Consider the following 12,992-nt stretch of genomic DNA (forward strand, 5'->3'; position numbering starts at 1 on the left):
AAGCGAGGACTCGCGAAGGGAGCCCCGATCCGGTTGGTGGTACCGCACCTGTTTTGGGCGTCGCTCCCGTGTGATCGGTAAATGGAGTACGTTCAGGAGCGCGTGACGACCCTCCACGCGTTGACCGACCACCGGCCCGACGCCCCCACGGACCGCGCGGCGGTCGTCGTGCCGATGACCGAGCGCGAGTACGGGACGCTCGCGGCCGAGCGCGTGCTCTCGACGCTGGAGACGGTCGACCCGGCCCGCGTGATCGTGCCGCTGCGGGCCGCCGCCGACCGCGCCGGCCCGTTCGCGGAGTGGCTGGACGGGTTCGACCTCGACGTCGAGACGCTGTGGTGCGACGGCCCCCGACTCGCCTCGCTGCTGGAGGCGCGGGGGCTCGACGGCGAGCGCGGCAAGGGGCGCGACGTGTGGCTCGCCCTCGGCCGCGCGCTCGATGAGGAGTTCGTCGTCGTCCACGATGCGGACACGAAGACGTACTCGCCGGCGTTCGTCAACCGACTCTTGTTCCCGCTGGGACAGAGGTACCGGTTCTCGAAGGGGTACTACGCCCGCGTCGAGGACGGCTCGCTGTACGGGCGGCTGTTCAGGCTGTTCTTCCGGCCGCTCGTCCGCGCGCTCGGGGACGCGGCGCCTGACCGAACGCCCGACGTCTTAGAGTACCTCTCCGCGTTCCGCTACGCGCTCGCCGGCGAGTTCGCGGCGACGAGCGACCTCGTCTCCCGGCTCCGCGTCCAGCGCGGCTGGGGGCTGGAGGTCGGGACGCTCGGCGAGGCGTTTGGCCACGCCGGCTTCGCGGACAGCGCGCAGGTCGACCTGGGCCGGTACGAGCACGACCACCGCTCCGTCGAGGGGCCGACCGGCCTCGCCGACATGAGCCGGGCGGTCGGCGATGCGACGCTGCGGGCGGTCGAAGACGCCGGCGTCGACGTCGACTACGACGGCCTCGCCGAGCGGTACCGCGAGGCCGCCGAGACGCTAGTCGACGGCTACGCGACCGACGCGGCGTTCAACGGGCTCTCGTACGACGCGGACGACGAGCGCTCGCAGGTGGCGACGTACGCCGAGGCGCTCGGCGAACCCGGCCCCGACACGCGGCTCCCGGCGTGGGAGGACGCTCCGGTCGACCCCGACGAGGTCCACGAGGCGGCGCGCGAGGACCTCGACGCGGTCCGCGGAGACGGGGCGACCGGCAGCGTCGACGCCGTCGGCGCCCGGCCGACCGACGACGGACAGGCGGAGCCCGCCCCGGGGGAGGACTGAGATGGCGGACGGAAGCGGGCCGAGCGTCGCCGCGCGCGACGACCTCGCCGGCGTCGTCGACCTGTTCGAGTGGCTCACCCGCGCCGAACTCTCGAACGCGCTCTCGGAGCTGGCGTTCAAACAGCGGGCCGAGGTCGACGAGGACGCCATCGACGCCGCCATCGACCTCGCGGTCGCCGAGTACGCGCTCGTGCCGGCGCCGAGCGGGGCGCTCACCGGTGACGCGCCCGCCGACGACGGTGCCGCAGCGGACGGCGAGGCGGACCCCACCGCGGAATCGACCGCCCTCGCGGTCGGGCCGGCCGCGTTCCCGACGCTCCCGGAGGGGGCGGAAGACCTCCCCCACATCCTCGACGTGCCCGAGCGGGGCGTCGACCGCGAGCCGCTCGCGGACGCGGTGCTCGACCGGCTCCGCGAGGAGGCGGTCGAGGCGATAAACGGAGGCGACGACGACCGCTTGGAGACGCTCGCGGACGTGACCTACGACGTGGAGGCGTGGGCGCCGGTCGACGTCGACCCGATCCGGACGCGGATCCTCGCGGAAGTCGACGAGTGACGGAGCGGGACCCCGCCCCTATCCGGAGAACTCCGACTCGCTCACGCGGACGACGACGGTCTCGTCGACGTCGCGGAGGTCGTACTCAGGCGTCTCGCCCTGTCGCCGTCGGACGAAGAGTGGCTCGACCGGCCGGCCGTCGACGAGCCCGAACACCTTCAGGCGCTGGTCGGTCTCCTCGGGTGGCACGTCGCCGTCGCGGACCTCGCGGGCGAGGTCCCGGGAGAGCCACTCGTCGGTCGCGACGGACGGCTCCAAGACGAGCGCCTCCTCGACGAAGCGGACGAGGTACCAGTCGAGGTCGTTGAGGAGGGAGACGGCGGCGCCGAGGCTCACGGTGTCGACGGCGACGCTGTTCTCGAACGGCTCCTCGATGTCGTAGGTCGCGAGCGCGTCGCGAGCCGTCTCGCGGGAGAGCAGCTCGTAGGAGAGCTCCACGTCGGGGTCGCCGAGGAGACACACCCGCGTCACACCTCGGCGGTCACGGGGAGCGGTGAAATCGGTTGCGGTCGGTGACTACCAAGAGACCCGCTCGCGGTCCTTCCAGAGGTGTCCCGCGGGGCTCCCGGGCGCGAACCGCGCCAGCCAGACCGGCGTTTCGGCGCCCTTCGACGGCGGTCGCGGCGCCCCGTCGCCGCCCATGTCGGTCCGGACCCACCCGGGCGAGACGGCGTTCGCGATCAGGCCCCGATCGCCGTACTCGCCGTGTAAGTAGGCCGTCAGCCCGCCGACGCCGACCTTCGAGAGCCGGTAGGCCGGGTAGTCGCCGTCCATCTGTCCGTCGGTGAACCGCCCGAGTCCCGACGAGAGGGTCACGACGCGACCGCCGGGCCCGTCCAGGAGGAGCGGCAGCGCGTGCTTGGTCAGGACGACCGGACCGCGGAGGTTCACGGCCATCGTGCGGTCGAAGTCCGCGGTGTCCATCTCGTGGAGGGGGCCGGACCGAGCGAACACGCCCGCGTTGTTCACGAGGACGTCGAGCGAGCCCTGCTCGCGTTCGATTCGGTCGACCGCGGCGCGGACCTCCTCGTCGTCGGTCACGTCCAACCGGACCGCGTGCTGGTCCGTCGCGGTCACGTCGTCGGGGTCGCGCGCCCCGGCGTAGACGGTCGCGCCCAGGTCGGCGAGCTCCGCGGCGATTTCGGCGCCGATACCGCGCGTCGCGCCCGTGACGAGTGCCACGTCGTCGGTTAGGTCGGACTTGGGGTCGACATCCCTCGGGGTGTCAGCCGAAGTGTCTGCCATGCCGATCGGTACGGCGTCTCGGCAGTAGAAACCCGGGGGCGGTCCTCCTCGAACCGGCTGGCCGTTCCGACTATTCTGCGCTCAGAACGTCGAGACGTCGCCCTCGATGACGCTGCGGGTCACGTCCGTCACGTCAGCGAGCTCGCGGTCGACGATGGCGAGGACGTCTTCCTCGATGTCGCCCAGCGCCACGTCGTCCTCGGTGACGATCTGCGCGTCCGCGACGTGCGGCTCGTCGATCGGGCGGCCGATCTGCGAGAGCAGGCGGACCTGGAGGTCGCGGATGCCGTCGACCTCGCTCGTGACGGACTCGGCGACGCGGGTCGAGAGGAGGTTGTATATCTTCCCGATGTGGTTGACGGGGTTCTTCCCGGAGGTCGCCTCCATCGACATCGGGCGGTTCGGAGTGATGAGCCCGTTCGCGCGGTTGCCGCGGCCGACCGAGCCGTCGTCGCCCTGCTCGGCGGAGGTGCCGGTGACGGTGAGGTAGACGGAGCCCTCGTCGTAGTCGTCGGCGGTGTTGACGTCGACGTGGACCTCGCGGTCGGTGTACTCGCGGGCCAGGTCGTCCACGTACTCGCGGACGGACGCGACCGCGTCGTCGTACTCGTCGAGGCCGTCGACGTACGCGTCGACCATCGCGGCGGCGACGGTGATGTCGATCCGGTCGCCCTCGCGTTTGCCCATGATCTTCACGTCGGGGCCGAGCTCGGGATGGTCGTCGTGGTACGTGGTGTTGAGCGCGCGCTCGGCCTCGTACACGATGGTCTCCGTCTCGGTGAGCGGGGCGTGACCGACGCCGAAGGAGGTGTCGTTGGCCATCGGGACCTCCTGGGTCTCCTCGCCGAAGACGTCCTGGAGGTCGCCGGAGCCCTCGCCGAGTTTCACGTCGACGACGACGTCAGTGCCGTACTCCAGCTCCGGGATCGCCTCGGAGAGGTAGTCGCGGGCGGCCGCGAGCGCGGTTGAGTCGACGGGGAGCTGCTCGCCGTCGTACTCCTTCGTGGCGCGGCCGACGATGAGGATGTAGATGGGCTCGACGACCTCGCCGCCGCCGAACGCGGGGGCCGCGCGGCCGGCGACCAGCTGCGTCTCGTCGGTGTTGTAGTGGAGCACCTTGCCGACGCGGTCCAAGTAGAGCTGCGAGAGCGCCCGCGAGACGGACTCCGCGACCCCGTCGCAGATAGAGTCGGGGTGACCGATCCCCTTTCGCTCGACGATCTCGACCTCCTGGTCCTCGACCGCCTGCCGGTCGAGGCGGCTGACCTGTATGTTCCGGTCCATTACCGCCGGATACTCCGCGGGCGACGGTATAACTTGCGGAAACTCTTCGCCGACATCGAATAACCAAGGGTAATTCAAACCCCGTCGGCGGACCCGCTTCGTCGGCGTCGGCCCCGGTGACTCAAGCCAGCGTTTGCGTCTCGGCAATACCTTTCAGTCGCCTGTCTGTACGGACCGTATGGACCAACTCGCACCCTCTCGCCGTCGACTCCTCGCCGGCGCGCTCGCGGGCGGAATCGGCGCCGCCGCCGGCTGTCTCGGAACCGGAAGCGACGGCGACGCGGGCGACGGCGGCGGACCGGAGCTCAGGCTCTCGCTCTCGCGGGTCGACGGGTCGCTGCGCGACCGCTACGTTCGCAGCCGCGACGACCCGCCCGAGGAGTGGGACGAGGCGGCCCTCGACGCGGTTCTGGCCGGCGAGTCGTACGCGACCCAGCACCGGAGACCGTTCTTCGCGGGCCCCGACGACCCGGCGTACGTCCTCCGTGACGGCACCTACTACGAGCTCGGTTCCGTCGTCGTCGACGAGGTCGCCGAGACCTATCCGGTCCTCCGCCTCTTCGAGGTCGACGGCGAGGGATCCGGGAGCGACGACGGCGGGGAGTCGGCGGCCGACGCCGGCGACGAGGGGGACCTGCCGCAGGCCGACCAGCGTGCGGTCCACATCGCCCACTTTGCGGCCCGGGCCCGCGGGGACGTGGGGGGCTACCCCGTGGGGCTGGTCCAGCGGGGCGGCTACGCGTACCGTAACGGGACCGCCCGCGCGGAGAGCGCGCTGCTCGCCGCCGACGGCCCTGACCGCGTCACTTACAGAGACACCACCTACCGGGTCGAAATCGAGCGAGAGCGGTTCCACGAGGCGGTGTACCGGCCGATCGCGGAGGCGGTCGCCGAGAGCCCGGAGCGGATGGAGACGATCCTCCGGGCGACGTTCGTCGGACCCAGAATCGGGCGGGACGAGCTCTCCGACGAGGCCGACCGAATTCTCCGACGGGCGGCCGGGAACGAGTACGCCGAGACGCACCCGTACTCCGACGCGTACGTCGAGTTGCTCCGCGCCATCGACGCGCGGCCCTTCATCGACGGGAACGTTCGGAAGGACGCCGGCGTCCGCGAGAGCGAGGAGGATATGATCCGGTACGGGGGCGAGTACTACGAGCGCTATCTCCGGATTTTGGACGAAGAGGAGAACTGAGGCACCAGGCGTTTCGAGCCCGCGTCAGCGGACCGCCTCGTACGCTTCGCCCATCACGTCGAGCGCCTCGCGGAGCTCGTCCTCGTCGGTCGCGTACGAGATCCGCGCGTGGCCGGCGCCGCCCTCGCCGAACGCCTCGCCGGGGACGACGACGACGCCGCGATCGAGACACTCGTCGACGAACCCCTCCGGGACGCGCGGCATCGCGTAGAACGCTCCCTGCGGCGTCGGGCAGTCGATGCCGATGTCGTCGAAGCCGTCCAGCAGGATGTCGCGGCGGCGCTCGAAGGAGGCGGTCATCTCGTCGACGACGTCGCGGTCGCCGCGCAGCGCGGCCTCGGCGGCGTACTGCGCCGGCGCCGAGGCGCACGCCTGCGCGTACTGGTGGACGCGCAGCATGCGCTCGACGCGCTCCTCGGCGCCGTACACCCAGCCGAGCCGCCAGCCGGTCATCGAGAACAGCTTCGAGGCGGAGTTGACGACGACGACGTTGTCCGTCTCGGCGAACTCGATCGGCGAGCGGTGCTCGCCGTCGAACACCGTGTACTCGTACACCTCGTCCGAGATACAGAGGACGTCGTGCTCGTCGGCGATGCGCGCGAACTCGCGCACGTCTTCCTCGGAGGAGACCGCCCCGGTCGGGTTGCCCGGCGAGTTCACGACGAACGCCGCGGTGTCGTCGGTGATCGCGTCCTCGATGGCGGCCGGGTCGACGGTAAGGTCGTCGCGGAGCGGGACGGGGACCGGCTCGCCGCCGGTCAGCTTCGTCAGCGCGTCGTAGGAGACGAATCCCGGGTCCGGGATCAACACCTCGTCGCCGGCGTCAACGTGGGCCTCGAGGGCGACGTGAAGCGCCTCGCTGCCGCCCGCGGTCGCGATGACGTTCCCGGGGTCGAGGTCGATCCCCTGGTCGGCGCGATGCTTCTCAGCGATGGCCTCCCGGAGCGACCGGGTTCCCTTGTTCTCGGTGTAGGCGTCGGCCTTCCCGGACTCGATGGCGTCGACCGCGGCCCGCCGGGCGTGGTCCGGCGTCGGGAAGTCGGGCTGGCCGAGCCCGAGGTTGATCGCGTCGTCGCCGGCCGCCTCGAACACCTCGCGGATCCCGCTTATCGAGATCCGCTCGACCCTGTCGGAGAACGTCGTCATACCTGTGAGGGAGCGCCGCCGCGAGTTAGTTCTTGTCACCACCGACGCCGCTCCCAGACCGGCCGCCGCCCCTCGCGGCTCGCGTCGTCTCGGATCCGCCCGTCGGCGTCGGTCGGCAGCGCGAACCGCCCACGGAGGACGCTCGGCACCTCCTCGGCGCGGGCGCGCAACAGCGCGTCGTCGACCGCGCGGAGGCGGAGCATCGGCCGCCCCGGCCCCATCGGCACCTTGATCGACTCGATCAGCTCCCGACCGACGAGGGCCTGCCGATCGCCGGTGAACTCCTGTGCCGGGGCGATCCCGACGCCGTCGGTCCCGACCCACGTCCGCAGATCCCGGAAGAGGTGGTCGTGTCGCGCCGCGAGCGCGACGAGGAGCGTCCGGTCCGACACCTCCGTCGTGCGGCCGAACTCGCCGGGGTCGAGCGACGCCAGCAGGGCCGCCAGGTCGTCCGCGAACCGGTCGTCGAGGACCTCGCGCGCGTCGGCGAGCAGCCGAGTCCGCGAGGGCATCTCGACGGGCGCCGCCGACGCCGCGTCGAACCGCGACTCGGCGGTCGCGCGGGCGCCGTCGACCGCCTCCGCATCCGTGTCGGTCGCCTCCGGATCGGTATCCGTCGCCGTCGTCGCGAGCGTCCGGTCCCCGCAGGGGCCGACGACGGCGTCGACGCGCTCGGGGCTCGCGAACAGCGTCCCGCCCGTCCCGTGCCCGAGCGGCTCGCCGGTCCGGATCCGGATTTCGCCGTTCTCGACCGCCTCGGCGACCGCGGTGCCGAGGACGAGCGCCCGTGAGAGCGCGTCGACGACGCCGGGGCGGCACGCGATCCGCCACGGCGGGCCCGAGGAGCGCTCGCGAGCGGCGAGCACCGCGGGGAGCAGCCGGATCGGCACGCCGACCGCGACGACGGCCGACCGCCCCGCCAGCGCTGTCTCGACCGCATCGGCGAGCGCGTCGGCGGGACGCGGGAGGACGTCCGCGACCTCGGAGGCCTCGCCGAAGCCGTCGCTCGCGCCGTCGGCGTCGGTCCCGATACCGACGTCGTCCGCGGTCACACCGATCGGTGACTGCCGCGATCCGAAAGAGCGTTGCGGCGGTCTCGGCAGCCGTTTCGGGAAAATCGGTAGCGGCGCCGAACTCAGGGCGCCCGCGCGAACACGAGGTACCCCGTGTGGCCCACGCCGGCGGTGGAGGGGCGCGAGCCGCGGTCGGAGAAGTCCATCTCGCGCTGGATCGTCTCCAGCGTCTCGACCTCGTCGAATCCGGCGTCGCGGGCCGCGAGGGCGGCCTCGCGGGTCCCCTCGACGAACGGGGAGTAGACGGCGAGGCGGCCGCCGGGCGCGAGCAGATCGTCCGCGCGCTCGACCACGGCCGGCGCGTCGCCGGTGTCGAGCGTCAGGGCGTCGAACGGCTCGCCCTCCGCGAGCGCGTCGAGCTCCTCGGTGAGGTCGCCGGTCCGGACCTCGACGCGGTCGGCGACGCCCGCGGTCCGCATGTTGTCGCGGGCGACCTCGGCGAACTCGGCGTCGACCTCGTAGGTGGTCACGTCGGCGCCGGCCCGGCCGAGGTACGCGGCGAGGATGCCCGTGCCGGTGCCGGCGTCGAGGACGCGGTCGCCGCCGGACGCGCCGGTGTGACCCATCACGAGCCCCACGTCGCGCGGCATCATCGGCGCGCCGGTGCGTTCGAGGTGGTTGAACAGGTCGGGGCCGCGGAGCGCGCGGACCTCGAAGACGGTGCCGAGGTGGGTCTCGACCTCGTCGCCGGCCGCGACATCCTCGGGGACCTCGATCACGCCGAGGTCGGTGCCGAACTCCTCGCCGGGCTCCAGCAGGTACTCGCGGTCCTCGTGGACGAGCAGGTACGCGGCGTCCGTCACTGCAGGTCCGAGATCGCTCGCGCGGGCTCGCCGTTGGCCGCCTCCAGCGCCTCGCGGGCGGCCTCCTTCGAGACGCCCGCCTGCTGGGCGACCAGTTTCACGTCCTCCTCCGGGATGCCGTCGTCGCCGTCGTCGCTCGCGTCGTCGAGCGCGGGGTCGTCCGCGTCGCCGCCCTCGACCGCGGCAGCGCCGCCGGCGCCCGCGTCGGCCACCTCGTCGGGGGAGCCGACGATCTGGTAGGTCTCCTGGCCCTGGGCGTCCATCTTGGTCACCTGGGCGCCGTCGAAGACGAGGTCGTCGCCGTCGGCCGTCTCGATGACGACCCGCTCGGCGTCGAGTTCCTCGACGTCGATCCCCATCTGTTTCATCATCTGTTTCATCTTCCGCGGGTTCATGCCGCCGCCTCCGAACATGGTCCTCGGTTCGGCCGGACGACACAAAAAGGGTGTCGACACGGGGCGCAGGGCCGGCGCGGCGACGAGGCGCGGCGCGCTCGATCCCGGCGGCGCTCGCCCACCCGATCCCGGCGAGCCCGACCGAGACGACGGGGTTGATACGTGTCGCGCGCGAGGCGGAGGTATGTACTTCGCGGACCACACCTGGCCGGAGTTGGGCGACGCGCTGTCCCCCGGTTCCGTCGCGCTCGTCCCGCTCGGCTCGACCGAACAGCACGGCCCGCACCTCCCGCTCGCGACCGATCACCTGATCGCCGAGGGGCTCGCGACGGCGGCCGCCGAGCGGTCGGACGCGTTCCGAACGCCGACGATCAACGTCGGCGTCAGCCCGCACCACCGGCAGTTCCCGGGGACGATGTGGGTCGACCCGCCCGAGTTCCGCGACTACGTGGAGTCGTTCTCGCGGAACCTCGCGTACCACGGCATCGACCGCGTGGTGTTCGTCAACGCCCACGGCGGCAACGTCCAGCACCTCCGGGAGGTCGGCCGCCGCCTCCACGAGGACGAGGTCGCCTACGCCGTCGAGTGGATGTGGGACGAGTCGATCCCGGAGCTGGTCGACGACCTCTTCGAGCGCAACGGCCCCCACGCCGGGCCGAAGGAGACCGCGATGATCACCCACCTCGCGCCCGACCTCGTCCGCGAGGACCGGCTCGAAGACGCCCGCGACGGCGGCCTCGTCGACCTCGAGAGCGCCGACACGATGGTCCACGGCGCGCGGACGTTCTACGACGCGGTCGAGAACTCCGCGAACGGCGCGTTCGGCGACCCGACCGACGTGACTCCGGAGAAGAGCGAGCGGCTGTTCGAGGCCGCCGCGGACCAGCTCGTCCAGCTGGCGGAGTGGATCGGCGAGCGCGACGAGGCGGAGCTGTTCCCGGAACCCCGGGTCGAGCGGGAGTCGACTTAGTCGTCGAACCGGTCACCGAGGGCTTCTCGAAGCGCGGCGTCGACCGCCTCGCGCCGACCGTCGAGGACCGCGAACGCCTCGCCGCGGCGGCGTTCGAGCCAGCGCAGCAGGCGGGCGGCCCAATCGAGCTTTCGGGCCTTCATCGGGTCGACATCGGGGTCGTCGAAGTTCCACCCGGGGAAGATTAGTTCGCCGGCCCCGACGTGGTCGGCGAGGAACGCGGCGCGGTCACCGTCGGTGAACCCGCCGGTGTTCCGGACCGGGCCGACGGGGGCCGCCTGCGTCGTCGCCAGCGTCCACTCGTCGGCGAACCGGGGGAGCCAGTCGCGGACCGTCGGAATGTTGTCACCGTGGGCGTGGGCGACGACGGGCACGCCCTCGCGAGTCAGCTCCGCTGCTGTCTCCGGGTTCTTGTCGAGGTCGGTCACCATACAGTCGACGGCGACGCCGCGGTCGGCGAGGACGTCGGCGGCGGTCGAGGCCGCGACGACGACGTCGGCGTCGCGGGCGAGCGAGACCTCGTCGGCGAGACAGGGCGCCGCGCCCGCGACGGCGACCGTCGCGCCCGACCAGTCGCCGAGCCGGTTGAGCGGGAACGGCGTCGCGAGGTCGGCGGCGACGTCGCGGGCGCGCTCGTCGGCCGCGCGGTCGAACCCGAAGTCGGCGAGGATCGCCTCGTAGACGGGCTCGAAGGCGTCGAAGTTCACGGGCGGACCACGCTCCGGGAACCCGTCGCGCCGGGCGCAGAACGGCGCCGCCGCTCGCCGGGCGAATTATGGTATGGACCGGAGTGGCACAGAGTACCCCTACCCGCGTGCCCCTCCGGCGTCCGGTCGATCGGTTGTCTACACGAGGGCATAAACTTTCTCTTAACTCACGTGGTGGTCGATACCCGCGAGCGCGGCGTCGAGCGGGTCGGAAACGTCAGATACGGCCTCTCGGACCGACTCGATCGCGGCGGGCGTCCCGATCAGGAGTCCGCGGCGGTCTCCGCCGGGTTCCTCCCCTCCGGTGCCGCCGTCGGTCGCCGACGGGGGCGACGGCGACGCAGCGCGGTTCGGATCGCCCAGCGCGAACGCGGCGCCGCTCGCGTCGCCGCCGACCGTCGCGGCGCGCAGGGCGCCGACCGCCGCGTCGCCGAGGCCGGAGAGCTCGTAGGTGCGGACGACCGCGTTGCCGGCCGCGTCGCGGTCGCCCTGCGTCGCTTCCGCCGCGCCGATCCGGTCGAGGTGCCGTTCGGCCTCGCGGACCGTCGTCACGTCGAGCTCCTCGACGGCGACGGCGCCCGAGTCGCCGCCGGAGTGGCGGTCGCGGGCGAACTCGGCGCCGACGAGCGCGGCGTCGCGCGTCTCCGCCACGTCGTGGGTGCGGATCACGTGGGCGCCGCGCTCGACCGCCATCGACGTGGCGGCGAGCGAGACCGGGAGCGCCTCTTCGGTGCTGCGGCCGGCGATGGTCTTGAGGAAGCTCTTGCGGTTGATCGAGACGAGCAGGGGGCGGCCGTAGCCGCGGAACTCGCGCAGGCGGTGGAACGTCTCCCGGTCGTCGTCGTGGGTCTTCGCCGCGGACCAGCCGCCGAACGCGGGGTCGAGGATGGTCTTGTCGGTGAAGCCGTTCATCGAGAGCGCCTCGTAGATGTCGTCCACGTCCTCGATCGCGCCCGGGCGTTTGAGGTCCGGCGGCGAGGCCATCTTCGAGACGGCGACGTCGTGCTCGCGGCAGACGCGGGGCATCTCCGGGTCCGCGAACCCGCAGATGTCGTTGACCATGTCGAAGCCGCGCGAGAGCGCCTCGTCGGCGACCTCGTGGTAGCGCGTCTCGATCGACCAGACGGCGTCGCCCGAGGTGGATTCGAGGGTCTCGATCGCGGTGTCGAGCCGATCGAGCTCCTGTTCGGCGGAGAGCACGTCGAGGTCCTTGTTGGCCGATTCGAGGCCCACGTCGACGATGTCGGCGCCCTCGCCGATCAGTTCCTCGTCGACGTACGCGGCGGCCTCGCCGGGGTCGTCGTACACGCTGGGGTCGTACGGCGACTCCTCGGAGACGTTGAGCACGCCCATAATCCGGGGCGGGTGGTCGTCGCCGATTCCCAGCCCCGCAGCGTCCACGTTTCGCATACGATTACCACGGGCGCGAGCGACATAAACGGGGCGAGTACCCGACGCGCTCGCCGGGGAACGAGTCGCATATCTATTTATAAATGAACGCGGCGGTGGCGCGTGCCGACGAGCGCCCGACAGGGCGCGAGTCGCACGCGCGAGGGAGTCGGGCGCTCCGAGGGCGACCGAAGGGAGCCCGAAGGACGCGCCCGACGAGGCTGGGGAGGTGTGAGGTGCGGTTACTGTGCGGTCGGGCGGGACTCAAAGGGGCAGTCACCGGCGGCGAAGCCGCCGGTTGCCCGTGGCGCGTAGCGCCTCGCGGCTGGGGCTTTGGCGGTGTTCGCCGTCGATCCGTCACCAACCGTTTATAAACAGGCGGACAGCCACCTGAGCTCTATTTATAAATCGAACCGGAGCGAGTCGCCGACTTCGACGCCGTGGCGGTCGGTCCACTCGTAGGGGACCTCGAGCACGTACTGGCCGGATCCGTCATACTGTTGCTCCTCGCCGTCCTCGTTCGGTCCCGGTTCGGGCGCGTTGTGGATCCGGACGATCTCCCGGTCGCCGTCGACGAAGACGATGTCGATGCCGAAGCTCATCCGACGCATCACGTACGTCAGGCTCCCTCGGGGGGCGTCGTAGACGAACAGCATCCCGCCGTCCTCGGGCAGCGCCTCGGCGTCGCTGAGCCCGAGGAGACGCTCGTCGCCGTCCTCCGCGATCGCCGCGGTCACCGAGCCCCGCTCCTCGCCCTCGGGACTCTCGACGGTCACGGTCGTCGTCTCGTAGTCGGCGTACGTCCCAGACGGCCACTCGATGTCGGCGCCGCCGGTCCCGTCGCCCGTGTCGCCGCCCCCGAGACAGCCCGCCGCGGCACCCGCGGTCGCGACGGCAGCCAGTCCGAGCAGCCGACGGCGTCTCATGCTCGCACCGAGGCGGTTCGTGGATTTAAAAGACCGG

The 12,992-nt window shown here is 71.9% G+C and carries 14 protein-coding genes; 4 read left to right on the forward strand and 10 right to left on the reverse strand.

Translation table 11 applies throughout. From position 1 onward, the window contains the following. The first annotated feature begins 81 nt into the window (after nucleotides 1-81). Together C466_RS12505 and C466_RS12510 are read left to right on the forward strand one after the other, a co-directional pair. Nucleotides 82-1,266 carry a glycosyltransferase family protein gene (locus C466_RS12505; RefSeq protein WP_004595615.1) on the forward strand — a complete coding sequence of 395 codons (1,185 nt, stop codon included), beginning with the start codon at nucleotides 82-84 and terminating at the stop codon, nucleotides 1,264-1,266. 1 nt (nucleotide 1,267) lies between these two features. Beyond that, nucleotides 1,268-1,822, forward strand: coding sequence for a DUF7109 family protein (locus C466_RS12510; RefSeq protein WP_004595614.1), 555 nt, complete (start codon nucleotides 1,268-1,270; stop codon nucleotides 1,820-1,822). Between the two features lie 18 nt (nucleotides 1,823-1,840). Here the strand turns inward: C466_RS12510 and C466_RS12515 are convergent, their stop codons facing one another. The 3 genes from C466_RS12515 to C466_RS12525 form a co-directional block, all read right to left on the reverse strand. Next, a complete protein-coding gene (locus tag C466_RS12515; protein ID WP_004599824.1) occupies nucleotides 1,841-2,293 on the reverse strand; it encodes a DUF5804 family protein in 453 nt (150 codons plus the stop codon). 45 nt (nucleotides 2,294-2,338) lie between these two features. Continuing rightward, complete coding sequence (locus C466_RS12520; RefSeq protein WP_004595612.1) at nucleotides 2,339-3,067, reverse strand: SDR family NAD(P)-dependent oxidoreductase; 729 nt, start codon at nucleotides 3,065-3,067, stop codon at nucleotides 2,339-2,341. A gap of 81 nt (nucleotides 3,068-3,148) precedes the next feature. Beyond that, on the reverse strand, nucleotides 3,149-4,351 hold the full coding sequence (locus C466_RS12525) for a methionine adenosyltransferase (RefSeq protein WP_004595611.1): 1,203 nt from the start codon (nucleotides 4,349-4,351) through the stop codon (nucleotides 3,149-3,151). Between the two features lie 178 nt (nucleotides 4,352-4,529). Between C466_RS12525 and C466_RS12530 the strand changes: the two genes are divergently transcribed. Continuing rightward, nucleotides 4,530-5,546 carry a hypothetical protein gene (locus C466_RS12530; RefSeq protein ID WP_004595610.1) on the forward strand — a complete coding sequence of 339 codons (1,017 nt, stop codon included), beginning with the start codon at nucleotides 4,530-4,532 and terminating at the stop codon, nucleotides 5,544-5,546. A 24-nt stretch (nucleotides 5,547-5,570) separates the two neighbouring features. On the opposite strand, the gene C466_RS12535 is transcribed toward C466_RS12530, so the two are convergent. From C466_RS12535 to C466_RS12550, 4 genes are all read right to left on the reverse strand, one after another. Then, nucleotides 5,571-6,692, reverse strand: a complete 1,122-nt coding sequence (locus C466_RS12535; protein WP_004595609.1) for a pyridoxal phosphate-dependent aminotransferase — start codon at nucleotides 6,690-6,692, stop codon at nucleotides 5,571-5,573. A 35-nt stretch (nucleotides 6,693-6,727) separates the two neighbouring features. Further along, the gene (locus tag C466_RS12540; RefSeq protein WP_004595608.1) at nucleotides 6,728-7,744 is read right to left on the reverse strand and encodes a transcriptional regulator TbsP domain-containing protein; all 1,017 of its coding nucleotides are present in this window, start codon (nucleotides 7,742-7,744) and stop codon (nucleotides 6,728-6,730) included. A gap of 83 nt (nucleotides 7,745-7,827) precedes the next feature. Continuing rightward, nucleotides 7,828-8,568 (reverse strand): tRNA (adenine-N1)-methyltransferase, encoded by a 741-nt coding sequence (locus C466_RS12545; protein WP_004595607.1) that lies wholly within the window; start codon nucleotides 8,566-8,568, stop codon nucleotides 7,828-7,830. Beyond that, a complete protein-coding gene (locus tag C466_RS12550) occupies nucleotides 8,565-8,981 on the reverse strand; it encodes a nascent polypeptide-associated complex protein (RefSeq protein WP_004595606.1) in 417 nt (138 codons plus the stop codon). Before C466_RS12550 ends, C466_RS12545 begins: the two co-directional genes overlap by 4 nt. 166 nt (nucleotides 8,982-9,147) lie before the next feature. Here C466_RS12550 and C466_RS12555 point away from each other — a divergent pair, with 166 nt between their 5' ends. Beyond that, the gene (locus C466_RS12555; protein WP_004595605.1) at nucleotides 9,148-9,933 is read left to right on the forward strand and encodes a creatininase family protein; all 786 of its coding nucleotides are present in this window, start codon (nucleotides 9,148-9,150) and stop codon (nucleotides 9,931-9,933) included. On the opposite strand, the gene C466_RS12560 is transcribed toward C466_RS12555, so the two are convergent. The 3 genes from C466_RS12560 to C466_RS12570 form a co-directional block, all read right to left on the reverse strand. Continuing rightward, a complete protein-coding gene (locus C466_RS12560; protein ID WP_004595604.1) occupies nucleotides 9,930-10,640 on the reverse strand; it encodes a 6-hydroxymethylpterin diphosphokinase MptE-like protein in 711 nt (236 codons plus the stop codon). The two genes, C466_RS12555 and C466_RS12560, sit on opposite strands and share 4 nt — an antisense overlap. A 162-nt stretch (nucleotides 10,641-10,802) precedes the next feature. Then, on the reverse strand, nucleotides 10,803-12,050 hold the full coding sequence (folP, locus tag C466_RS12565; protein ID WP_004595603.1) for a dihydropteroate synthase: 1,248 nt from the start codon (nucleotides 12,048-12,050) through the stop codon (nucleotides 10,803-10,805). A gap of 380 nt (nucleotides 12,051-12,430) precedes the next feature. Beyond that, on the reverse strand, nucleotides 12,431-12,955 hold the full coding sequence (locus C466_RS12570) for a DUF192 domain-containing protein (RefSeq protein ID WP_004595602.1): 525 nt from the start codon (nucleotides 12,953-12,955) through the stop codon (nucleotides 12,431-12,433). Between the last annotated feature and the right edge of the window lie 37 nt (nucleotides 12,956-12,992).

The sequence above is a fragment of the Halorubrum distributum JCM 10118 genome (assembly GCF_000337335.1).
Lineage (GTDB): Archaea > Halobacteriota > Halobacteria > Halobacteriales > Haloferacaceae > Halorubrum > Halorubrum distributum.